The sequence below is a fragment of the Streptomyces soli genome (assembly GCF_003999195.1).
Classification (GTDB): Bacteria; Actinomycetota; Actinomycetes; order Streptomycetales; family Streptomycetaceae; genus Actinacidiphila; species Actinacidiphila soli.
In genome coordinates this window covers 1-22380 of sequence record NZ_RJVR01000287.1, presented here as the reverse complement: position 1 = coordinate 22380, position 22380 = coordinate 1, and the positions used below count along the sequence as shown (strand labels likewise).

The 22380-nt window shown below is 68.8% G+C and carries 15 protein-coding genes and 1 pseudogene; 1 reads left to right on the top strand and 15 read right to left on the bottom strand.

The features are described from left to right. From EFK10_RS31710 to EFK10_RS31640, 15 genes and pseudogenes are all read right to left on the bottom strand, one after another. On the bottom strand, positions 1-719 hold a 719-nt coding region (locus tag EFK10_RS31710), incomplete at its 3' end, for an ArnT family glycosyltransferase (protein WP_240677596.1). Between the two features lie 38 nt (positions 720-757). Then, a complete protein-coding gene (locus EFK10_RS31705; RefSeq protein ID WP_240677595.1) occupies positions 758-2278 on the bottom strand; it encodes an amino acid permease in 1521 nt (506 codons plus the stop codon). Positions 2279-2412: 134 nt separating this feature from the next. Further along, the gene (dxs, locus tag EFK10_RS31700; protein WP_127359097.1) at positions 2413-4326 is read right to left on the bottom strand and encodes a 1-deoxy-D-xylulose-5-phosphate synthase; all 1914 of its coding nucleotides are present in this window, start codon (positions 4324-4326) and stop codon (positions 2413-2415) included. 155 nt (positions 4327-4481) lie between these two features. Then, complete coding sequence (locus EFK10_RS31695; RefSeq protein WP_127359096.1) at positions 4482-5780, bottom strand: sugar ABC transporter permease; 1299 nt, start codon at positions 5778-5780, stop codon at positions 4482-4484. Beyond that, positions 5777-6568, bottom strand: coding sequence for an ATP-binding cassette domain-containing protein (locus EFK10_RS31690; RefSeq protein ID WP_127359095.1), 792 nt, complete (start codon positions 6566-6568; stop codon positions 5777-5779). Before EFK10_RS31690 ends, EFK10_RS31695 begins: the two co-directional genes overlap by 4 nt. 206 nt (positions 6569-6774) lie before the next feature. Continuing rightward, positions 6775-7884 carry a sugar ABC transporter substrate-binding protein gene (locus EFK10_RS31685; protein ID WP_240677594.1) on the bottom strand — a complete coding sequence of 370 codons (1110 nt, stop codon included), beginning with the start codon at positions 7882-7884 and terminating at the stop codon, positions 6775-6777. Positions 7885-8022: 138 nt separating this feature from the next. Next, positions 8023-9225: an ROK family transcriptional regulator gene (locus EFK10_RS31680; protein WP_127359094.1), complete on the bottom strand. Its 1203-nt coding sequence runs from the start codon at positions 9223-9225 to the stop codon at positions 8023-8025. Between the two features lie 198 nt (positions 9226-9423). After that, the gene (locus tag EFK10_RS31675; RefSeq protein WP_127359093.1) at positions 9424-10335 is read right to left on the bottom strand and encodes a carbohydrate ABC transporter permease; all 912 of its coding nucleotides are present in this window, start codon (positions 10333-10335) and stop codon (positions 9424-9426) included. 10 nt (positions 10336-10345) lie between these two features. Continuing rightward, on the bottom strand, positions 10346-11275 hold the full coding sequence (locus EFK10_RS31670; protein ID WP_127359092.1) for a carbohydrate ABC transporter permease: 930 nt from the start codon (positions 11273-11275) through the stop codon (positions 10346-10348). 12 nt (positions 11276-11287) lie between these two features. Then, positions 11288-12709, bottom strand: coding sequence for an N-acetylglucosamine/diacetylchitobiose ABC transporter substrate-binding protein (gene ngcE / locus EFK10_RS31665; protein ID WP_127359091.1), 1422 nt, complete (start codon positions 12707-12709; stop codon positions 11288-11290). 236 nt (positions 12710-12945) lie between these two features. Beyond that, entirely contained in the window at positions 12946-15657 is a 2712-nt protein-coding gene (gene acnA / locus EFK10_RS31660) for an aconitate hydratase AcnA (protein WP_127359090.1), read from the bottom strand. A gap of 290 nt (positions 15658-15947) precedes the next feature. Continuing rightward, entirely contained in the window at positions 15948-16724 is a 777-nt protein-coding gene (locus EFK10_RS31655) for a UbiD family decarboxylase domain-containing protein (protein WP_127359089.1), read from the bottom strand. 37 nt (positions 16725-16761) lie between these two features. Continuing rightward, positions 16762-18345, bottom strand: coding sequence for a benzoylformate decarboxylase (gene mdlC / locus EFK10_RS31650; RefSeq protein WP_240677593.1), 1584 nt, complete (start codon positions 18343-18345; stop codon positions 16762-16764). Between the two features lie 513 nt (positions 18346-18858). Then, positions 18859-20017 (bottom strand): annotated as a pseudogene (locus tag EFK10_RS31645) (lactate 2-monooxygenase). Positions 20018-20216: 199 nt separating this feature from the next. Next, complete coding sequence (locus EFK10_RS31640) at positions 20217-21050, bottom strand: isocitrate lyase/PEP mutase family protein (RefSeq protein WP_127359087.1); 834 nt, start codon at positions 21048-21050, stop codon at positions 20217-20219. Between the two features lie 122 nt (positions 21051-21172). Here EFK10_RS31640 and EFK10_RS31635 point away from each other — a divergent pair. Then, positions 21173-22380 (top strand): bifunctional transcriptional activator/DNA repair enzyme AdaA (locus tag EFK10_RS31635; protein ID WP_164836228.1); only part of this gene is annotated, 1208 nt, incomplete at its 3' end.

Genomic DNA, 22380 nt, shown 5'->3' with positions numbered 1-22380 from the left:
CGGGTCCCGGGGAGGCCTGCCCGCAGAAGCCGCAGCGGCGGCAGGACGGCCTCGCCGGCCGTGGCGGGCAGCGCCGGGCCCACCGGGCCGACCGCCACACCGTCCGTGCGCGGCGTCCGGGGCCGTACGGCCGCCGGTTCCCCGGCTCGCGCGGCACGCCAGAGCATCCAGGCCACCAGCAGCAGCACGGCCGCCCCGGTCTGCTTGGTCAGCAGGGCGCCCGCGCAGGCGAGCCCGGCCCAGCCCCACCGCGAGCGGTCGGCGCACCACACGGCCGCGACGGTCCAGGGCAGGGTGAAGATCTCGAAATTGGCGGCCTGGGTGTCCTCGGGCGCGAGGCCGATCGACAGCAGCAGGTAGCCGAGGCCTGCGGCGGCGCCCCAGCGGTCGCCCCAGCGGCGCCGGGCCAGCGAGACCAGCAGCGCGGCCGTCACCACGTGCGCCAGCACGGCCAGCACCCGTACCGGCCACAGCGAGCCGTCGCCGAAGAGCGCGAAGGCGCCCTCGTAGAGCCAGGGCAGCAGCGGCGGCTTGCGGTCGACGACCGTGTTGTAGAGCGAGCCGCCGGCGGCCAGCATGCGGGCCTGGGTGGCGAGGAAGCCCTCGTCCGGGTTCCAGACGGACCGTATGAAGGACGGCAGGTGGACCACGGCAGCGCACACCACGAGCGCCGGCCCGACCCGTAGCCAGTACGCGGGGGTCGGACGGCGGCTCGGCACGCGCCTCAACCTACCCGGACCGCGCGGCACCGTGAACCTCAGCCCCGTTCGGTGACCTGCCGTCGCATCCGGCTGTGCCGGTGCCCGTACGCGAAGTAGATGACGAAGCCGAGCACCATCCACAGACCGAAGCGCACCCACGTCTCGGTCGGCAGGTTGAGCATCAGCCACAGCGAGGCCATGACGGACAGCGCCGGCACCCATGGCACCAGGGGCGTACGGAAGGAACGCGGCAGGTCGGGGCGGCTGTGGCGGAGCATGACGACCCCGACGGAGACGACGATGAAGGCGAAGAGCGTACCGATGTTCACCAGGTCGGCCAGTTCCGAGATGCTGGTGAAGCCCGCGATGACCGCCACGATGCCGCCGAGCAGCATCGTCGAGCGGTAGGGGGTCTTGAAGCGGGGGTGCACCCGGGAGAAGAAGCGCGGCAGCAGCCCGTCGCGGCTCATGGCGAAGAACACCCGGGTCTGGCCCAGCAGCAGGATCATGCAGACCGTGGTGAGCCCGATGGCCGCGCCGAAGCTGATCAGGCCCGCCCAGAAGGGGTGCCCGGTGGCCTTGAAGGCGTCGGCGAGCGGGGCCTGGACCGACAGGCGGCTGTACTTCTCCATGCCGGTGACGACCACGGACACGGCCACGTACAGCACCGTGCAGATCGCCAGCGAGCCGAGGATGCCGCGCGGGACGTCCCGCTGCGGGTTCCTGGTCTCCTCGGCGGCGGTCGCCACGATGTCGAAGCCGATGTACGCGAAGAAGACCACGGCGGCGGCCGTGAAGATGCCCATCACGCCGAAGTTGGTCGGGGTGTAGCCGAAGATCACCTGGATCAGGGGCGCCTTGAGATTCGATCCGCCGCCCGTGGCGGGGACGGCCGGCGGGATGAAGGGCGAGTAGTTGCTCGAGTTGATGAAGAAGGCTCCGACGACGATGACGATGAGCACCACCGCCACCTTGACCGCCACGATGACCGAGGTGACGCGGGCGGACAGTTTCGCCCCGCCGATCAGGATGGCGGTCAGCACCAGGACCAGCAGAAAGGCGAGCAGGTCGAAGTGGGTCTCGTTGGTGGTGCTGCCGGCCAGCGCGGTCGGCAGATGCCAGCCCGCGTTGTCCATCAGCGAGCGGATGTAGCCGGACCAGCCGACCGACACCACCGCGCAGCCGAGGGCGAGTTCGAGGATCAGGTCCCAGCCGATGATCCAGGCGGGCAGCTCGCCGAGCGTGGCGAAGGAGAAGGTGTACGCGGACCCGGCCACCGGGACCGTGGAGGCGAACTCGGCGTAGCAGAGGGCGGCGAGCGCGCACACGATGCCGGAGACGACGAAGGCGATGGCGACGGACGGCCCGGCGTTGTTCCTGGCGACCTGGCCGGTGAGGACGAAGATGCCGGTGCCGATGACAACTCCGACGCCGAAGACGGTGAGGTCGAGGGCGGACAGCGACTTCTTGAGCGCGTGCTCGGGCTCTTCGGTGTCCCGGATGGACTGTTCGACGGACTTGGTACGGAAAAAGCTGTGCCTGCCGTCTTCCGGGATCTTGGGTGTTCTGACGTCCACCGGCGCACCTCCGCAGCTTGCCCCCGCATCACAGCACTCGGGAATGCGTGTCACCGGACTCGGCGCGCCTACACCTGTACGAAGGCCGGGTGGATCACCCGTAAAGGTGATCCACCCGGCCCTGGAGCGGAGCCTTACTCGCCGGCCACCTGCGCGGGCTCGTCCTCGTAACGCCCGTCCAGCCGGGAGACGAGGCCGGTGACCTGCCGGGCGATGTCCGGGGCGGTGAGCCCGATCTCGGCCATGACCTCCTTGCGGGAGGCGTGGTCGAGGAACTGCTGCGGGATGCCGAAGTCGCGCAGGGGGACGTCCACGCCCGCGTCGCGCAGCGCCTGCGAGATCGCTGAGCCGACGCCGCCGGCGCGGCCGTTGTCCTCGACGGTGACGACGACCCGGTGGCGGGCGGCCAGGCCCGGCAGGGCCTCGTCGACCGGCTTGACCCAGCGGGGGTCGACGACGGTGGTGGTGATGCCCTGGGCGTCCAGCAGGCCGGCGATCTCCAGGCACATGGGCGCCAGCGCGCCGACCGAGACCAGCAGCACGTCGGGGTGCTCGGCGCCGGCCTCGCGCAGCACGTCCATGCCGCCGACCGTGCCGACCGCCTTGACGGCCGGGCCGACCGCGCCCTTGGAGTAGCGGACCACGGTGGGGGCGTCGTCGACGTGGACGGCCTCGCGGAGCTGGGCACGTACCTGGTCGGCGTCGCGCGGGGCGGCGATCCGCAGGCCGGGGACGACCTGGAGGATCGACATGTCCCACATGCCGTTGTGCGAGGCGCCGTCGGTGCCGGTGACGCCGGCCCGGTCCAGGACGAAGGTCACCCCGCACTTGTGCAGGGCGACGTCCATCAGGACCTGGTCGAAGGCGCGGTTCAGGAAGGTCGCGTAGACGGCGACGACGGGGTGCAGCCCGCCGGTGGCCAGGCCGGCCGCCGAGGTGGCGGCGTGCTGCTCTGCGATGCCGACGTCGTAGACCCGGTCCGGGAAGGCCTTGGCGAACTTGTCGAGGCCGACCGGCTGGAGCATCGCGGCGGTGATCGCCACGATGTCCTTGCGCTCCTTGCCGAGCTTGACCATCTCCTCGCCGAAGACCGAGGTCCAGTCGGCGCCGCCGGCCGAGATCGGCAGGCCGGTGTCGGGGTGGATCGGGCCGATGCCGTGGAAGCGGTCGGCCTCGTCCTGCTCGGCCGGGCTGTAGCCGCGGCCCTTCTCGGTGAGGCAGTGCACGATCACCGGGCCGCCGAAGCGCTTGGCCCGCGTCAGCGCGGACTCCAGGGCCTCGATGTCATGGCCGTCGATCGGGCCGACGTACTTCAGGCCGAGGTCCTCGAACATGCCCTGGGGGGCGATGAAGTCCTTCAGGCCCTTCTTGGCGCCGTGCAGCGTCTCGTACAGCGGCCTGCCGATGAGCGGGGTGCGCTCCAGCAGCTCCTTGGTGCGGGACAGGAACTGCTCGTAGCCGTCAGTGACGCGCAGGGTGGCCAGGTGATCGGCGAGGCCGCCGATGGTAGGTGCGTACGACCGCTCGTTGTCGTTGACGACGATGACCAGCGGACGGTCCTTGGCGGCGGCGATGTTGTTGAGCGCCTCCCAGGCCATGCCGCCGGTGAGAGCGCCGTCACCGATGACGGCGACGACGTGGTCGCGCCTGCCGAGCAGTTGGTTGGCCTTGGCGAAGCCGTCGGCCCAGCCGAGGACGGTGGAGGCGTGGCTGTTCTCGATGATGTCGTGCTCGGACTCGGCGCGGGAGGGGTAGCCGGACAGGCCGCCCTTGCCCTTGAGCCGGGAGAAGTCCTGACGACCGGTGAGCAGCTTGTGCACGTAGCTCTGGTGCCCTGTGTCGAACAGCACCTTGTCCTTGGGCGAGTCGAAGACCCGGTGCATGGCGATGGTGAGCTCGACCACACCGAGGTTGGGGCCCAAGTGGCCGCCGGTCTTGGAGACCGCGTCGACGAGGAAGGTACGGATCTCGCCCGCCAGCTCCACCAGCTGCTCCTGGCTGAGCCGGTCGAGGTCGCGCGGTCCCTGGATGCGGGTCAGCAGCGCCACCCGTGCCTCCTTGTTGCTGTCGCTTACCGGTTTCCCGAATGCCCGAGTCTATGTGTTGGCCTTTCGGCCCCCGCACACACCCGTGCCCGGCACCGGGAACGATCATCCCCGGTGCCGGGCACATCACACCACTGTTGTCTCGGCGACGGCCACGACTAGCCGCGGCCGGACGTCTTCTGACTCTTACGGGAGACGGAGTCGATGACCACGGCGGCGAGGAGCACGGCGCCGGTGATCATGTACTGGAGCGAGGTGTTCATGTTGAGCAGGTCCAGGCCGGTCTGGATGGACTGGATGACCAGCATGCCCAGCAGCGCGGACCACACGTTGCCCCGGCCACCGAAGAGGCTGGTGCCACCGATGACCGCGGCCGCGATGGCCAGCATCAGGACGTTGCCGCCGCCCGCGCCGAGCGTCGCGGTGTAGGTCTGGGCGGCGAAGAACAGGCCGCCGAGCGCCGCGAAGCCGCCGGAGATGGCGAACACCGAGATGCGGACCACGGCGACGTTGATACCGGCCCGGCGGGCGGCCTCGATGCTGCCGCCGACCGCGAAGATCTTGCGGCCGTACGAGGTGCGCCTCAGGATGAAGTCGGTGATCACCAGCGCCGCGAGGAAGATCACCAGGGCGTTGGACACGCCGGTCGCCTGGTTCAGGACGTACGCGGCGACGAAGGAGACCACGGCCAGCGCGCCGACCCGCAGCGCGATTTCGCTGGTCGGACGGAACGGGACACCGGCCTTGCGGCGGCGGCTCTGCTCGATCAGCGAACCGGCCAGCATGGTGAGCGTGCCGAGACCGGCCAGCAGGTAGGCGCCGATGACGGCCTGGTCCATGAAGAAGGAGCGCTGGCCGAGGAGGTGCAGCAGGCCCTTGTCCTCGATGGAGAGGCTGCCGCTGTCGCCGAGCAGCCACAGCATCAGGCCGTTCCAGCCGAGGAAGCCGGCGAGGGTGACCACGAAGGCCGGTACGCCGATCCTGGCGAAGAACCAGCCCTGGACAGCGCCGATGACGACGCCGGTCAGGATGGCCAGCAGGACGGACAGCCATGGATTGACGCCGTGGGTGGTCGCCAGGACGGCGAAGACGGCGGCCGACAGACCGCTGACCGAGCCGACCGAGAGGTCGATCTCGCCGAGCAGCAGTACGAAGACCAGGCCGATGGCGAGCATGCCAGTGGCGGCCAGGAAGTAGCTGATGTTGGCGAGGTTGGTGGAGCTGAGGAAGAGGCTGTCCTGGGTCTGGAAGACGGTCCAGATGACGGCCAGGCCGATGATGACGGGCAGCGAGCCCAGCTCACCGCCGCGCACCTTGCGCTTGAACTCGGTGAGGTAGCCCTTGAAGCCCTCGTCGCGGACCAGCAGACGCGGGTCGACGACGGCCACCGGCGCCGCGGTGGGGTCCTCGGGAGGCGCCGTTTCCTGCGGCTTCACTGTCTTGGACGTGTCGCTCACTTTGCCGCCTCCGTGCTGCGTCGCCCCTGACGACGGGTCACGGCGTTGTCCGTGGCACCGGTGATCGCGGCGATGATCTCTTCGTGACTGGTGTCCTTCACCGGGAAGGAGCCGTTGTTCTTACCCAGGCGCAGGACGTGGACGGTGTCGGCGACCGCCTTGACGTCGGCCATGTTGTGGCTGATGAGGATGACGCCGAGGCCGCGCTCTCGCAGCCGCTCGACCAGGTCGAGGACCTGCGCGGTCTGCTCGACACCGAGGGCCGCGGTGGGCTCGTCGAGGATGACGACCTTGGGCTCGCCGATCAGGGCGCGGGCGATCGCGACGACCTGGCGCTGTCCACCGGACAGGCTGGCGATCGGGATCCGAACGCTCGGAATGCGGATCGACAGGGTGTTGAGGAGCTCGCGCGAGCGCTGCTCCATCGTCACCTCGTCGAGTACGCCGCCACGCCTCAGTTCACGGCCGAGGTAGAGGTTGCCGACAACGTCGAGGTTGTCGCACAGGGCGAGGTCCTGGTAGACGGTGGCGACACCCAGTCCCTGGGCGTCGTTCGGCCGGTTGATGCTGACCGGCGCGCCCTCCCACTCGATGGTGCCCTCGTCGATCGGGTGCACACCGGCGATCGTCTTGACCAGGGTGGACTTTCCTGCGCCGTTGTCGCCGACCAGCGCGACGACCTCTCCGGCGTGGACCTCCAGATCGACATCGGTGAGTGCCTGAACCGCACCGAATCGCTTGGAGACTCCGCGCAACGCCAGCACGGGCGTAGCGGACACGTGAACCATCTCCTTCGCCGCCTGACCGGCGGGGATGCCGCGCAATTGGGCGCGCGGAGGATTGTGCCAAAAGCACGGTTTACAAGATGAACATGCGCGAATCCGCTGCCAATTGGCAACGGTTCCGCCGGTCACGGTTCCATCCGATGCCCGCCCCGGCAGCGGGGTGTGGAGTGGGGCGGGCATCGGACGGGCTTCGCGTGGCCGTCAGGCCCTTACTTGATGCCGGCCGCGGTGCAGTACTTCGCGAACTCGGCGGTGCAGATCTGCGCGACGGTGTAGAGCTTGTCGGCGACCACCGTGTCCTTGATGTTCGCCTTGGTCACCGAGACCGGGGTCAGCAGCGACGAGGGGACCTTGTCACCCGAGGCGCTGGTGAGGGTGGTGGTGACCGTGGACGTGATGCTCGTGCCGTTGAGCAGGTCGACAGCGAGCGTGGCGGCCGTGTCGGCCTCCGGCTTGTAGGCCTTGTAGACCGTGCTGGACTGGGTGCCGGCGAGGATCCGCTGCACACCCGCGAGCTCGGCGTCCTGACCGGTCAGCGGGATGCCGCTGATGCCGGCGCCCTTGAGGGCGGTGGCGATACCGCCGGCCATGCCGTCGTTGGCGGAGTAGACGCCCGCGATGTTCTTGGCGCCGAGCTGGGTGATCGCCGCCGTCACCTTCTGGTTGGCGACGGTGTCCTTCCACAGACCGCTCTGCTCGTAGGCGATGTCGACCTTGCCGTCGAGGGCCTTGTGGGCACCGGCCTTGAACTGCGCGGCGTTCGGGTCCGCGTCGTCACCGTTGATCATGACGATCTTCGAGGACGGCTTGGCCTTGGAGCCGAGGGCGGTCAGCAGGGCCTGGCCCTGGAGCTCACCGACCTTCTCGTTGTCGTACGACACGTACGCGTCGACCGGGCCCTGGGCGAGGCGGTCGTACGCGACGACCTTGATGCCCTTGTCCTTGGCCGCCTGCACGGAGGACTTGATGGCCGCGGAGTCGAACGCGTCGACGATGAGGACCTTGACACCCTTCGTGATCATGCTGCTGACCTGCTGAGCCTGCGTGGTCGCGGAACCCGCGGCGTTGGCGTACTCGACGGAACAGTCCGAGCACAGCTCCTTGATCTTCGCCTCGATCAGCGGCTTGTCGAACTGCTCGTACCGCGTGGTGGCGTTCTCGGGGAGCAGCAGACCGATGCTCTTGTTCGAGCTGCTGCTCTTGCTCGAGCTGCTGCTGCTGTTCGAGCTGCTGCTACCGGCCTTGCCGCAGGCGGCCACCGAAAGGGCCATCGAGACCGCGGCGGTGCCGATCACAACTCGACGCATTATTGCGTTCATTTGGGGTTGCCTCCCTGACAGGGCCGCAACGCTGCGGCCGAGGTGAACGTGAGTCAACTCGGCCGCAGCTTTGTCGTCAAGAAGTAAATCCTTAACGAGATGGCAACGGTGCGTTTCGTTATCTAGATGAACGCAGCGTCACCCTGTGAATACGGGGGCTACTTCGGGGACAGTGCCATCCAAAAGGTGCGAGTCACCCACCTCGCTCAGGGCCAGTGCGAGCGCGCCCAGCACCTCCGCGCGGGCCCCCAGGGAGCCCGGGACGATCGAGAGCTGGCGGGCGGCGCTGGGGATGGCGTAGCGGGCCACGGACTCCCGGATCGGGGAAAGCACCAGCTCACCGGCCTCCGCGAGGTCGCCGCCGAGGACGATGCGGCTGGGGTTGAGGAGATTGCAGAGGCTGGCGACGCCCATGCCGATGTGCCGGCCGACGTCGGCGACCACCCGGCGGCAGCCCGGATCGCCCTCGCGGGCCAGCTGAACCATGCGAGGCGTGGTGAGATCGGGGCCATGACTGCCACGCAGCAGGTCCAGCACGTAGCGGGCGGCGGTGAAGGTCTCCAGACAGCCCCGGTTGCCACAGCGACAGACCGGACCGGCCTCGTCCAGGGTGATGTGGCCGATCTCGCCGGCCGTGCCACCGGGGCCGCGGTAGATCCGGCCCTCTATCACCAGCCCCGCGCCGACACCGCTGGCGACCTTTATGTACGCAAGGTCCTTGACGCCGCGGCCGCCGCCCCAGACCAGCTCGCCCAGCGCCCCGAGATTGGCGTCGTTGTCCACCTGGACCGGCATCCGCAGGCGTTCCGCGAGTTCCTGGCGCGGGTTGATGCCGCTCCAGCCCGGCAGGATCGCGGTCGACCCGAGGGCGCCGGTCTCCACGTCGATCGGGCCGGGAACGCCGAGGCCGACGCCCAGCACCTTGCCGGGGTCGACGCCGGTGGCCTCGATCAGCTGGCCGACCAGCTCTTCCGCCCGGTCGAAGCCCTGCGAGGCCGAGGCGTCCACGTCGATCGGCTCGGACTGCTCGGCCAGCACCTGGTGGGCCAGATTGCCGACCGCGACCCGCAGATGCGAGTGGCCGAAATCAACCCCCACCACGATCCCGGCGTCCCCGGACAGCGCCACACTGCGGGCCCGGCGGCCGCCGGAGGAGGTCGGGGTGACCTCGACCGTGCCGTTGTCCCGCAGCTCACGAACGATGTTGGAGACCGTGGCCGCCGACAGTCCGGTACCCCGGGCGATCTCCGCCTGGGTGAGCGAACCGGCCAGCCGTACGGCCCGGACCACCCTCTCCAGATTGGCCCGGTGCAGCGATGACTGCGATCCCGGAGTCTCCACGACCAACCACTCCTGCCGGTACATGGCGGCGGAGTCGCACCGATGAGACCCCGTCGTCTACAACATGTGAACTCTAAGCTGAGCGTTTGGGCTTGTGTTCCGTCAAGGGGCAGAACCACACCGTTATGGGAATAGGCCCAAAACGCGCAGGCGGCCCCGTGGTGTCACGGAGCCGCCGGACAGGTGTACGTTCGGTTATTACTTGAGGGCACCGGCGGTCAGACCGGCCTGTACCTGCCTCTGGAACACTGCGTAGACGACGAGTACCGGAAGCATCGCGATCGTCAGTCCGGCGAAGAGTCCGGACCAGTCGCCCTTGTAGCCCTGCTGCACTGCGAGGTCGGCCAGGCCCTGGGTGAGGACCCACTGCTTGGTCTCGCCCTGGTTCAGCACCAGCGGCAGCAGGTACTGGTTCCACTGGCCCAGGATGTTGAAGATCCCGACGCTGATCAGGCCCGGCTTGGCCATAGGTAGCATGACCTGGAAGAACGCCCGGCTGTGCGAGGCCCCGTCGATCAGCGCCGCCTCCGCCACCGAGGTCGGCAGCGTTCTGAAGAAGGCCGTCATGAAGAAGACGGTGAAGGGTAGCGAGTAGGCGATGTAGACCAGGACCAGCCCCGGGACCGTGTTCAGAAGCTGCATGTTCCTCAGGACGAAGAACAGCGGCACCAGCACCATGATCACCGGGAAGGCCATGCCGCCGACGAAGAGGAAGTAGACGAAGCGGTTGCCGGGGAACTCGAAACGAGCCAGCACATAGGCCGCCATCGACCCGAGGACCATCGTGCCGACGGTGGAGAAGCCGACCACCACGAAGGTGTTGAGGAAGTACTGCCCGATGTTGGCCTTGGTCCAGGCTCGCGCCCAGTTCTCGAAGTGCAGGTTGGTCGGCAGCGACCACGGCGAGCCGAGGATCTGCGAGTCGGTCTTGAAGGAGCTCCACACCGCCCACAGCAGCGGCACGCCCACCATCAGCGCCCAGAGGATCAGGAAGGCGTGCGAGAAGACGTTCAGCACCCCGCCCTCGCTGGCGCGCCAGCGCCGCTTCGTACGCGTCGCCTGCCGCTGCCCGGCGGCCGCCTTCTCCACCCGTACGGTGTCCGTCGTCATCGCAGGCTCCCTAGAACTCGACCCGCTCGCGCCGCGAGAACCGCAGCGTGAGGACGGCGAACACCATCGTGACGATCAGCATCGCGATACCCATCGCAGCCGCGAGGCCGTATTGGCTGCTTTCCCGGAACGCTGTCTTCCACAGCAGCAGCGGCACCACCTGGGTGGCGTCGTCGGGGCCGCCGTTCTGCACGGACATGATCTGGACGTACGCGAAGGCGTCCATGCAGATGATGCCCATGTAGACCCAGCCGGTCTGGACCGTGTCCCACAGCAGCGGGAGCGTGATCCGGAAGAAGGTCGCGCCCCGGGTCGCGCCGTCCAGCAGCGCGGCCTCGTAGATGTCACTCGGGATGGAGGACATGCCGGCCGAGAAGAGCACCACGTAGAAGCCGACGCTGCACCACACCATGACGGCCATGATGCAGATGAGCGCCAGGTTCGGGTCGCCGAGCCAGGACTGCTGGAGCGAGCCCAGCCCGATGGCTCCCAGGAGTGAGTTGAGGAGGCCGTCGGACGGGTCGGGATTGTAGATCTGCTGCCACAGGACCGCGACGATCGTGATCGACAGCACCTGCGGGAAGAAGTAGACGACCTTGTACAGGCCCGCGCCTCTGACGCCCGTGACGGCCGCCGCGCCCTTTCTGCGGCGGCCGCCCACATTGAGCATGAAGGCGAAGAACAAGCCCAGTCCCAGCGTCACGACCGGCACCACGAGGAGAATGATGACGTTGTGCCAGAGCGCCTGCCAGAACAGGTCGTTGTGCACCAGCTTGTCGTAGTTCTCCAGACCGATGAAGTTCATGTCGGGAGTCAGGCCGCTCCAGTCCGTCATCGAGATCTGGAACGCCTGGATGAACGGCGAGATCACGAAGACGGCGTACATCGCAAGTGGAGCTGCCAGGAACCCGATGATGAACCGGTACTTGCCGTGCCGCATCGCGCCGTCCCGTCAGGAGTGCTTGAACTTCTTGATCGACGAGTCCTTCTTGGTGTCGTCAGCGCCCTTCTGCGCACGCTTGATCCACTCGGCGGAGGTGATCTTGCCGGTGAGGAGCTGGCCGGTCGCTCCGCCGATCGTTTCGTTGCTCAGCGTCGGATACCAGTCCTGCAGCCGGGGATTCACCACATCGGAGCCGGCCGCCTTCAGCGCGGCGCTCGCCGAGGTCAGGCCCGGGGTCAGGCTCAGCCCCTCTTCGGCGCCCGCGTAGCAGGTCAGGGACTTCAGCGACTTGGTGAAGGCCTGGGCGTGCTTCTTGCTGAGCATGATGCGCAGCAGCTCCATGCCTCCCTCGGGGTTCTTGCCGCTCTTGGCGACGATGAAGGGCTCACCGGCGGCCGCGCGGACCGTGCCGAAGGGAAGCTTGTCGCTGCTTCCGGTGCCGATGGTGCCGCCGACGCCCAGCTTGAAGTCGGCCGGCATGGTGGGGGCGGCCTCGTTCTCCACCCAGGAGCCGTTGGGGATGAAGGCGGCCTTGCCCTTGGTCCAGGCGGTCTGCGCCTGGATGTGGGTCATGCCCTCGGAGCCCTTGAGGAAGTAGCCCTTGGCGGCCAGCTCCTCGTAGTACGCGGCAACCTGCTTGACGGAGTCGGTCTGCCAGGCGCCGTCCTCCAGGTTGTCGATGGCGATGATGGCTTCCTTGCCGCCGACCTTGGCGATCTGCGCGAAGAAGTCGAAGTGCACGTAGTACGGGTATTTGCCCGGGTACGTGAAGGGGGCGATGCCCGCCGCCTTGATCGTGGCGGCCAGCTTGATCATGTCGTCGAAGGTCTGGGGGTATGCCCAGCCCTTGTCGCCGAGCAGCTTCTGGCTGTACCAGGTGCCGTACACGGTGAAGGCGTAGTTGAGGGCGTAGACCGCGCTGGTGCCGTACTGGCCCTGCTCGATGGTGCCGGCGACGAGGATGTCGCGGACCTTCTTCGCCGGGTCGTCGATGGTCGCCGCGTCCAGCAGCGGGGTGAGGTCGGCGAGTTGGCCCTGCGAGGCGAGGGACGCGGTGTCGAGGTTGTCGGCGCCGGAGTTGTCCATGACGTCTGGCGGGGTGCCGCCGGCGAAACGGGGCTGCAGTTTGGGGCCGAGGGACTGGGTGCCGGTGTGCTTGACGGTGACGCCGTACGTTGCCTTGTAGTCCTTCTCGGCGTTCTTGACGTAGTCGTCGCCGAAGCCGCCCTTGAAGATGAACGCCTCAAGTGCGACGCCCTTCTTCACCCCCAGGGGGTTCGTGGCGGATGTCTTCCCCGCCGGGGCGGTGGAGTTGTGGCTGCTCCCACCCGAGGTGGCGCACGCGCTCAGCAACGCTGCGGAAGGGGCTGCCACCAGGCCGACGGCCATGGCTCGCTTGATCAGATCGCGGCGGTTGATGTCGGATCCCATACTCAAGTCCTCGCCTTCTCCAGGACCAAGCGGTGAAGGGAAGACTGTTGTGAGCGGGCCACACACCCGCCGCTCCCCCCGCCCGGACACAGAAAGGTATAGTCCACTATGTGAGATGTGGGCAAGGTCATACACACGTTTGGCGGACAGATTTCCCTAGTTGAGACCTCCCCGAAACGGGAGCGGGCCCGCACCCCCGGTGAGGGGATACGGGCCCGGTCGGCGCGCCGAGGCGTTTACTTGCGGATCAGCGAGCGCAGCACGTACTGCAGGATTCCGCCGTTGCGGTAGTAGTCCGCCTCACCGGGGGTGTCGATGCGCACCTTGGCGTCGAACTCGACGTCGCCGGCCTTGACCTTGACGGTCTCGGGGATGCCGCCGTCGTTCAGGGCGGTGACGCCGGTGAAGGAGAAGGTCTCCTCGCCGGTCAGGCCCAGGGTCTCGGCGGAGGCGCCCTCCGGGAACTGCAGGGGCAGGACGCCCATGCCGATGAGGTTCGAACGGTGGATGCGCTCGTACGACTCGGCGATGACGGCCTTGACGCCCAGCAGCGAGGTGCCCTTGGCCGCCCAGTCGCGGGACGAGCCGGAGCCGTACTCCTTGCCGGCCAGGATGACCAGCGGGATGCCGGCGGCCTGGTAGTTCTGCGAGGCGTCGTAGATGAAGGAGACCGGGCCACCCTCGACGGTGAAGTCGCGGGTGTAGCCGCCCTCGGTACCCGGCGCGACCTGGTTGCGCAGCCGGATGTTGGCGAAGGTGCCGCGGATCATGACCTCGTGGTTGCCGCGGCGGGAGCCGTACGAGTTGAAGTCGCGCCGCTCGACGCCGTGCTCGGTGAGGTACTTGCCGGCCGGGGTGTCGGCCTTGATGGCGCCGGCCGGGGAGATGTGGTCGGTGGTGACCGAGTCGCCCAGCTTGGCCAGCACGCGGGCACCGGTGATGTCGGTGACCGGGGACGGCTCCAGCGCCATGCCGTCGAAGTAGGGGGGCTTGCGGACGTAGGTGGACTGGGCGTCCCACTCGAAGGTGTCGCCGGTCGGGATCGGCAGCGACTGCCACTGCGCGTCGCCCGCGAAGACGTCCTGGTAGGACTTGTTGAACATGTCCTCGCCGATGGCGTTGGCCACGACGTCGTTGACCTCGGCCTCGGTCGGCCAGATGTCCTGGAGGTAGACCGGCTTGCCGTCCTGGTCGGTGCCCAGCGCGTCCTTGGTGATGTCCACCTTCATCGAGCCCGCGATGGCGTACGCGACGACCAGCGGGGGCGACGCCAGGTAGTTCATCTTGACGTCCGGGTTGATCCGGCCCTCGAAGTTCCGATTGCCGGACAGGACCGCGGCGACCGCGAGGTCGTGGTCGTTGACCGCCTTGGAGACCTCTTCGGGCAGCGGGCCGGAGTTGCCGATGCAGGTTGTGCAGCCGTAGCCGACCAGGTTGAAGCCGACCTTGTCGAGGTACGGGGTCAGGCCCGCCTTGTCGAAGTAGTCGGTGACGACCTTGGAACCCGGGGCCAGGGTGGTCTTGACCCACGGCTTGCGGGTCAGGCCCTTCTCGACCGCCTTCTTGGCGACGAGGGCGGCCGCCACCATGACGTACGGGTTCGAGGTGTTGGTGCAGGAGGTGATCGCGGCGACGGTGACGGCGCCGTGGTCGATCTCGTACGTCGAGCCGTCGGGGGCCGTGACGAGGGTCGGGCGGGTCGGCACGCCGTTGGTGGCGGCCGGGGCGTCGGAGGCCGGGAAGGACTCCTTGCCGGCCTCGTCGGCGGTGTCCACGTAGTTGCGCACGTCGCTCTTGAACTGCTCGGCGGCGTTGGCCAGGACGATACGGTCCTGCGGGCGCTTCGGGCCGGCGATGGAGGGGACGACCGTGGAGAGGTCGAGCTCCAGCTTCTCGGAGAAGTCCGGCTCGGCGGCCGGGTCCAGCCAGAGGCCCTGCTCCTTGGCGTACGCCTCGACGAGCGCGAGCTGCTGCTCGGGACGGCCGGTGAGCTTCAGGTACTTGATCGTCTCGGCGTCGATCGGGAAGATCGCGGCGGTCGAGCCGAACTCCGGCGACATGTTGCCGATGGTGGCGCGGTTGGCCAGCGAGGTGGCGGAGACGCCCTCACCGTAGAACTCGACGAACTTGCCGACGACGCCGTGCTTGCGCAGCATCTCGGTGATCGTGAGGACCAGGTCGGTCGCGGTGGTGCCGGTCGGCAGCTCGCCGGTCAGCTTGAAGCCGACCACGCGCGGGATCAGCATGGAGACCGGCTGGCCGAGCAGAGCGGACTCCGCCTCGATGCCGCCGACGCCCCAGCCCAGCACGCCCAGGCCGTTGACCATCGTGGTGTGCGAGTCGGTGCCGACCAGGGTGTCGGGGTACGCCTGGCCGTTGCGGACCATGACGGTGCGGGCCAGGTGCTCGATGTTGACCTGGTGGACGATGCCGGTGCCCGGCGGGACGACCTTGAACTCGTCGAACGCCGTCTGGCCCCAGCGCAGGAACTGGTAGCGCTCCTTGTTGCGGCTGTACTCCAGCTCCACGTTCTGCGCGAAGGCGTCCGGCGTGCCGAAGCGGTCGGCGATGACCGAGTGGTCGATGACCAGCTCGGCGGGGGCCAGCGGGTTGATGCGCGACGGGTCGCCGCCCAGGTCCTTGACGGCCTCACGCATGGTGGCGAGGTCCACGACACAGGGCACACCCGTGAAGTCCTGCATGATCACGCGGGCCGGCGTGAACTGGATCTCCTGGCTCGGCTGCGCCTGGGAGTCCCAGCCACCGATCGCCCGGATGTGGTCGGCGGTGATGTTCGCGCCGTCCTCGGTGCGGAGCAGGTTCTCCAGCAGCACCTTCAGGCTGTAAGGGAGGCGCTCGGAGCCCTCGACCTTGTCCAGCTTGAAGATCTCGTACGACTCGTCGCCCACCTGCAGCGTGCTGCGGGCGTCGAAGCTGTTCGCCGACACGACAGTCTCCTTCATTGCATGAATTCGCGCGTACCACCGCATGCTGCCGCTTCGGCCGCGTGGCCGGTCCGCTGAGGTAAGGATTAGCTAGGTGGCCCTTACCTCGGGCGGCAGCGGTACGCCTCGGCAGATATCTCGATGTCGAGATAACTCTAGTACATGACCGCTGCGAGGTCATGTCCTGGGGCCGTTGACCTCTCGCATCGAAGGTTGAGCATTGTCATTGTCATGCCGGTCGTGTGACGGGCCACCTGGTGGTTGCACCCCAGAGGTCTACGGCACCGCAGGTGTTAGCTCGATGCGGCAGAGCCGGTGTCGCCTGCCCACTCGGATTCGGCGGCCAGGACCTTGGCGCGCACATCCGCCGGGAAGACGCCGTCGAAGGTGGCGGGCGGAACGCGTCCGCTTCCCACTGCCGGGAGCAGGGCGTCGTGTACGACGACGGCTCCCCAGCCGTTGTGCAGTTCCTCCTCGAGGAAGCACGGGTACCACGGCATGATCGGCCCGTGCCACAGCTCTTGGCGGAGCGACGGATGCACCCTGGTGGCCAGCGCCCACAGGAGATCCGAGTCGTTCGACGGATCCACGTCGTCGTCGAGGACGTAGACGACCGGGGAGAGTCGGCCAACCCGGGTGCCGTTCAGTACCTCACCGATGCGGTGCACGAATCGCGCGGTGTCCATCCCCGGCAACAGATCGCGCCAGTTCTGCGGGACCGTGATCACCGTCCAGAAGCAGGCGGCGCCGAGCGGTAGCCAGGCAGTCGTGATGGGCAGTCCCGCCTCCTGCAGGACCGCGACGACCTCTGCGGAGATACCCGCAGCCGGTGCAACGTGTGAGTCGTCGACAGGCCGTCCGGCGGCGGCCAGCGGCCAGATGGGGTCGTCTCGGTACGTGATCGCTTCGATGCTGAAGAGCGGCTGCGGCGACGTCTCGGGCAGTGCCCAGCCGTGGAACTCCGCGAACGGGCCCTCCACGGCATCACGCGTTGCGGACAGGTGCCCCTCGATAACGACCTCGGCGGAGGCCGGCACCTCCAGATCCCGGTCCTTCAGACCAAGGTCCATGACAGCTGCCCCCTCTCCGATCGTGCGGACCGCATGGCTACAACATCGCCTTCTGGGGTTGCGTGGGCACCACGATGACCGTGGTGGTGCCGGCGGTCAGGGCCGCCTTGAACTCCCGCTCCAGGTCCTGAGTGGTCTCCACGTCGACCGTACGGCATCCGAAGCCGCGGGCCACGGAGGCGATGTCGAGCCCCGGCAGGTCGAGCCCCGGAACGCCCGGGGTCTCCTCCAGCACCGCAAACGACTTGAGGATGGAGTACTCGTAGTTGCGCATGACCACATACACGACCGGGAGGCTGTGCTGCGCCGCCGTCCAGATGGCCTGCACGGAGTACTGGAAGGAACCGTCGCCGATCAAGCCGACCACCGGCCGCTGGACGCCCCGGTCCCGGTCGCCGAGCGCGACGCCCACCGCGGCAGGGGTGCCCCAGCCGATCCCGCCGCTGGCCGTGGCGAAGAACGATCCGGTCCTGACCGTCGGAAGCCACTCGACCTGCTGCGCCATCGTGGAGGTCGATTCGTTGACGATGACCGCGTCGGGCGGCCGAACTTTGCTCAGGGTGGCATAGACCTCCGGTGGGGTGAGCGGGCTGTTCGGCGCCTGTGGCAGCTCACGGGGCCGCGCCATCGGCTCCGGAGCGGTCCGTGTGGATCCCTCTGTGACCATGTCCAGGAGCAGCTCGATCGCCGTGGTGGGATCGCCCAGGAGGCTGTCGCCCACACGCGCCGCCGCGGCAACCCCCGGATTGCCGGTGATCTGCAGGAGCTCCGTGCCCTCGGGGAGGTAGTCGCCGGGCACGTAGGGGTAGTACCGGAACACCTCCGCGCCGATCACGACCACCAGGTCGTGTCCGGTCAGCCGGTCGCTGATGGTCTTCACCGACATGCCGAGCGGGCCGCGGAAGAGGGGGTGGTTCTCGGGGAAGGAGGCGCGGTCCAGCAGCGGGGCGCCGTAGACGGAGGCGCGCAGCTTCTCCGCCAGGGCGACGGCCGCGTCCCATCCGCCGCTGCGGTCGACCTCCGGCCCGAAGACCAGCGCGGGACGAAGGCTGGCTGAGATGCGGTCGGCGAAGCCGCGCAGCCGTTCCGTGTCGGGGACGACGCGGTCACTCACCGTCCGCACTCGGGCAAAACCGGACAGGGGCCGCTTCCAGTCGTCCATGGGAATCGACAGGTAGACCGGTCCCGCCGGCGGCTGCAACGCCTCCGCGTAAGCCCGCATGAAGGCTTCTGGGACGTCTTCGGCGCGGGCCGGCTCGTAGGACCATTTCACCCACGGCTTCGGCAGTGTGGTGGCCTCACGGTTGCCGAGATACGGCTCCCCGATCACCAGTTCCCGATGTTGCTGTCCCGAGGTGATGATCAGCGGCGTGTTTCCGTGGTAGGCCGCCACCAGGTTGCCCACGGCGTTTCCCAGCCCGGCCGAGGAGTGCACGTTGACCAGTGCGGGGCGGCGGGTGACCTGGGCGAAGGTGTCGGCCATCGCAATGACGGACGCCTCCTGCAGCGCCAGGACGTAGGTGAAGTCCTCTGGGAAATCCTGCAGGAAGGGCTGTTCGGTGGAGCCGGGATTACCGAAAACCGTGGTGAGTTTCAGGGTCCGCAGCAGATCGTAGGTCACGCTACGGACGGTGGATTGCTCCGTCATGGTTGCCATCGACTTTCGTGCTACGGCTGGGCGTCGGATTAGCGGGCCTGCCAGTGGGGTGAGCGCTTCCGGTGAAGGCCCAGTCGCCTTCCTTTGCGTCGTGGGACGCCAGAACCGGTGCGACAATCTGATCCTGCTGGACAAGGGCGTGCTCGTCGCGAAATGTGGTCCGTTCGGTGACGACACGTTTGACGGTGCCACGGCCAGTAGGGCGTTGTGTCCACAGGGGCGGCAGGCTCGATGGCCCGCTTCAGGGCCTGGCCTGTTTCGGTGAGGTGGTGCACCAGAGCGAACCACTCGGCGGGCAAGGGATCGCCGGTGAGCGGCGGACCCGACCGCATACGCGGCGGATCTGGAGTCGGACCTTTACCTTCTGCCGCCATTCGCCATGCATAGTCCATGCTGCGCTCGCGCCACGCCACTACGCGCCAGGCAACCTGGAACGGCACGGGCGTGTGGATCCTGGCCCCGGCTGGTTGGCAGGTGTCAGGTGAGGCGGCGGAGGGCGTCGGGGGTGAGGTCGGCGAGGGTGGGGTAGCCGTCGACGGCCATGAGCAAGTCGGCCTCGGCCAGCAGGGAACGCAGGACGTGGACGACGCCGTCAGCGCCGGCCAGAGTCAGGCCGTAGAGATAGGGGCGGCCGATGCCTACCGCGGTAGCACCCAGGGCGAGGGCCTTGATGATGTCCGCTCCGGTGCGAACGCCGGAGTCGAACAGGACGGGCAGGCAGTCGGCGGCCTCGACCACTTCCGGAAGGGCGTTGAGCGCGGGAAAGCCACCGTTGGCCTGCCGACCGCCGTGGTTGGAGCAGTAGATGCCGTCCACGCCGCCGTCCTTGGCGCGACGGACGTCGTCGGGGTGGCAGATGCCCTTGAGGATCAGCGGCAGGTTGGTGATCGACCGCAGCCAGGACAGGTCGTCCCAGGTGAGGGGGTTGCCAAAGATCTTCGTCCAGTGCATCACTGCCGCAGTCGGGTCGTCTTCGGGGGCCTTGGCGAGCCGGGAGCGGAAGACCGGGTCGCTGGTGTAGTTGGTCAGGCAGTGGCCGCGCAACTGGGGGAAGTTGCTGGCCGTCAGGTCACGGGGCCGCCAGCCGGGGATCCAGGTGTCGAGGGTGACCACGATGCCCTTGAAGCCCGCGGCCTCGGCCCGGTGGACCAGGCTCTCGGCCACCTCCCGGTCGGTGGGGGTGTAGAGCTGGAAGAAGCCGGGCGTGTCGCCGAACTCGGCAGCGACCTGCTCCATCGGATCGACGGTCAAGGTGGAGGCGATCATCGGCACGCCGATGCGGGCGGCAGCGCGGGCAGTGGCGAGGTCACCGTGGCCGTCCTGGGCACACAGACCGAGCACCCCGACCGGGGCCATGAACAGCGGCGTGGGCAGGCGCATCCCGAACAGGTCGACGGACAGGTCACGCTGGGTGGGGCTGACCATCATGCGTGGGACGAGGCCCCACTGCTCGAACGCAGTGACGTTGGCCCGCTGGGTACTCGTTGCCCGCACCGCCGACCACGTAGGAGCGCACAGCGGGCGGCATCGCCGCCTCGCCCAGCGGCTCCAGATCGTCGAAGGTCATGGGCAGGCTTGGCACCACCCCGTGCAGCCCGTCGAAGTAGATCTCGTCGTGGTAGTCGGCGAAAGCCATGATCCGGCCCTCCTTCACGCCCGCCGGGTGCGGGCCCATGAAGTCCACAATGGGAGACTGACCCACGGAAGCCGCCAAACGCAGGATTCTGGCTCATGAGGCCAAACCATGCAGGATGATGCACCGTCGCTGCTGAGAGAGGACGAGCTGGCGCTGATCAGCGCCCTGCAGCTGCGGCCGCGGGCCTCACGGACCGAGCTCAGCCGCGCATCAGGGCGTTGAACTCGCCGTAGGCGATGGCTTCGCCGAAGGAGTCGTACGTCCCGCGCTCCAGCAGCTCGCGGGCGCCGCGCCGGACCAGGGCGTACGCCGACTCGGCGAGGGCGCCGCCGATGCTGATGCGGGCGGGGCCGGCGGCGGCGAGTTCGGGGACGGACGGGGCGCCGGGGCCGGTGAGGATGCCGAGGGGGGCGTCGATGGCGGAGGCGAGTTCGGCGACGAGGGCGGGGTCGGTGACGCCGGGGACGAAGATGCCGGAGGCGCCCGCGGCGAGGTAGGCGGCGGCGCGGTCGAGGGTTTCGGACAGGCCGCCAGCGTTGCGCAGGTAGGTGTCGGTGCGGGCGTGGATGAAGAGCGGCACTCCGGCCTCGTCGGCGGCCTTGCGGGCGGCGGTGATGCGGGCGGACTGCTCGGCGGTGTCGCGGAGGGCGGAACCTTGGGAGTCCTCGATGTTGACGCCGACGGCTCCGGCGGCGAGGACGCCCCGGATGGTCTCGGCGACGCCGTCGGGGTCGTCCGCGTAGCCGCCCTCGATGTCGGCGCTCATCGGGATGTCGACGGCGGCCACGATCCGGGCGAGGGCCCGCAGCACCTCGTCGCGGTCGGCGTGGTTGCCGTCGGCGTGGTTGCCGTCGGCGGCGCCCAGGGCCCAGGCGACGCCGGAGCTGGTGGTGGCGACGGCGGCGGCGCCGGCCTCCTCGATGACACGGGCGCTGGCGGCGTCCCAGGCGTTGGGCAGGACCAGCGGGTGGCCGGGGGTGTGGAGGGAGTGGAAGAGCTCGGCGCGGGACTTGAGGTGGTGGGTCGTCGTCATGGGGCCAGTCCATCAGGCGGTGCGGTGGCTGGTCCGGCGGTTTTCCGACACGTACGTTCCGCCCACCCTGATGTCGGATTCTCGCTAGCCTCGGCAGCCCCCGGGGGCGAATGCTGGAGGACATGCACACCGACTTCGAGCGCTGCGTACGCGCCGTGCAGGCCAAGGACTCCCGATTCGACGGGTGGTTCTTCACGGCTGTCCTGACCACGAGGATCTACTGCCGCCCGGGCTGCCCGGTGGTCCCGCCGAAGCCCGAGAACATGACCTTCTACCCGAGCGCGGCCGCTGCCCAGCAGGCCGGATTCCGGGCCTGCAAGCGCTGCCGGCCCGACGCGAGCCCGGGGTCGCCGCAGTGGAACGAGCGGGCCGACCTGGTGGCCCGGGCGATGCGGCTGATCGCCGACGGGGTGGTGGACCGGGAGGGCGTGCCGGGGCTGGCGGCGCGGCTGGGATACAGCACGCGGCAGATCGAGCGGCAGTTGCTGGCGGAGCTGGGCGCCGGGCCGCTGGCGCTGGCCAGGGCGCAGCGGGCGCAGACGGCGCGGCTGCTGATCGAGACCAGCGGGCTGCCGATGGCGGAGGTGGCCTTCGCGGCCGGGTTCTCCAGCATCCGTACCTTCAACGACACCGTGCGGGAGGTCTTCGCGCTCACGCCGTCGGATCTGCGGTCCCGGGCCCGGCCGGACCAGCAGGCGGCCGGGGCGCTGTCGCTGAGGCTGCCGTACCGGGCGCCGCTCTGCCCGGACAACCTCTTCGGGCATCTGGCGGCGACCGGGGTGCCCGGGGTGGAGGAGTGGCGGGACGGCGCCTACCGCCGCACGCTGCGGCTGCCGCGTGGGCACGGCGTGGTGAGCCTGCGCCCGGCCACGGACCACATCGCGTGCCGGCTGTCGCTGACGGACTGGCGGGACCTGTCGCTGGCGATCAGCCGCTGCCGGTGGCTGCTCGACCTGGACGCGGATCCGGTGGCGGTCGACGAGCTGCTGCGTCGCGACGCGCTGCTCGCCCCGTACGTGGACAAGGCCCCGGGCCGGCGGGTCCCGCGCACCGTGGACGGCGCGGAGTTCGCGGTACGGGTGGTGCTGGGCCAGCAGGTGTCGACGGCGGCGGCGCGCACGCTGGCCAGTCGCCTGGTGGAGGCGCACGGCGAGCCGGTGGCCGACCCGGAGGCCGGGAACGGGGGCGGGCTGACGCGGCTGTTCCCTTCTCCGGAGGCGCTGGCGGCGCTGGACCCGGCCGCGCTGGCGATGCCGCGCACCCGGCGGGCGACGCTGACCGGCCTGGTCGCCGCGCTCGCGGCCGGCGAGGTCGACCTCGGCGTCGGCGC

Coding starts and splice junctions, on each gene's coding strand:
- EFK10_RS31690 (WP_127359095.1), bottom strand. CDS start 6,568: ATGGTTCACGTGTCCGCTACGCCCGTGCTGGCGTTGCGCGGAGTCTCC.
- EFK10_RS31685 (WP_240677594.1), bottom strand. CDS start 7,884: ATGAACGCAATAATGCGTCGAGTTGTGATCGGCACCGCCGCGGTCTCG.
- EFK10_RS31675 (WP_127359093.1), bottom strand. CDS start 10,335: ATGACGACGGACACCGTACGGGTGGAGAAGGCGGCCGCCGGGCAGCGG.
- EFK10_RS31670 (WP_127359092.1), bottom strand. CDS start 11,275: ATGCGGCACGGCAAGTACCGGTTCATCATCGGGTTCCTGGCAGCTCCA.
- ngcE (WP_127359091.1), bottom strand. CDS start 12,709: ATGGGATCCGACATCAACCGCCGCGATCTGATCAAGCGAGCCATGGCC.
- EFK10_RS31655 (WP_127359089.1), bottom strand. CDS start 16,724: ATGGACCTTGGTCTGAAGGACCGGGATCTGGAGGTGCCGGCCTCCGCC.
- EFK10_RS31640 (WP_127359087.1), bottom strand. CDS start 21,050: ATGACGACGACCCACCACCTCAAGTCCCGCGCCGAGCTCTTCCACTCC.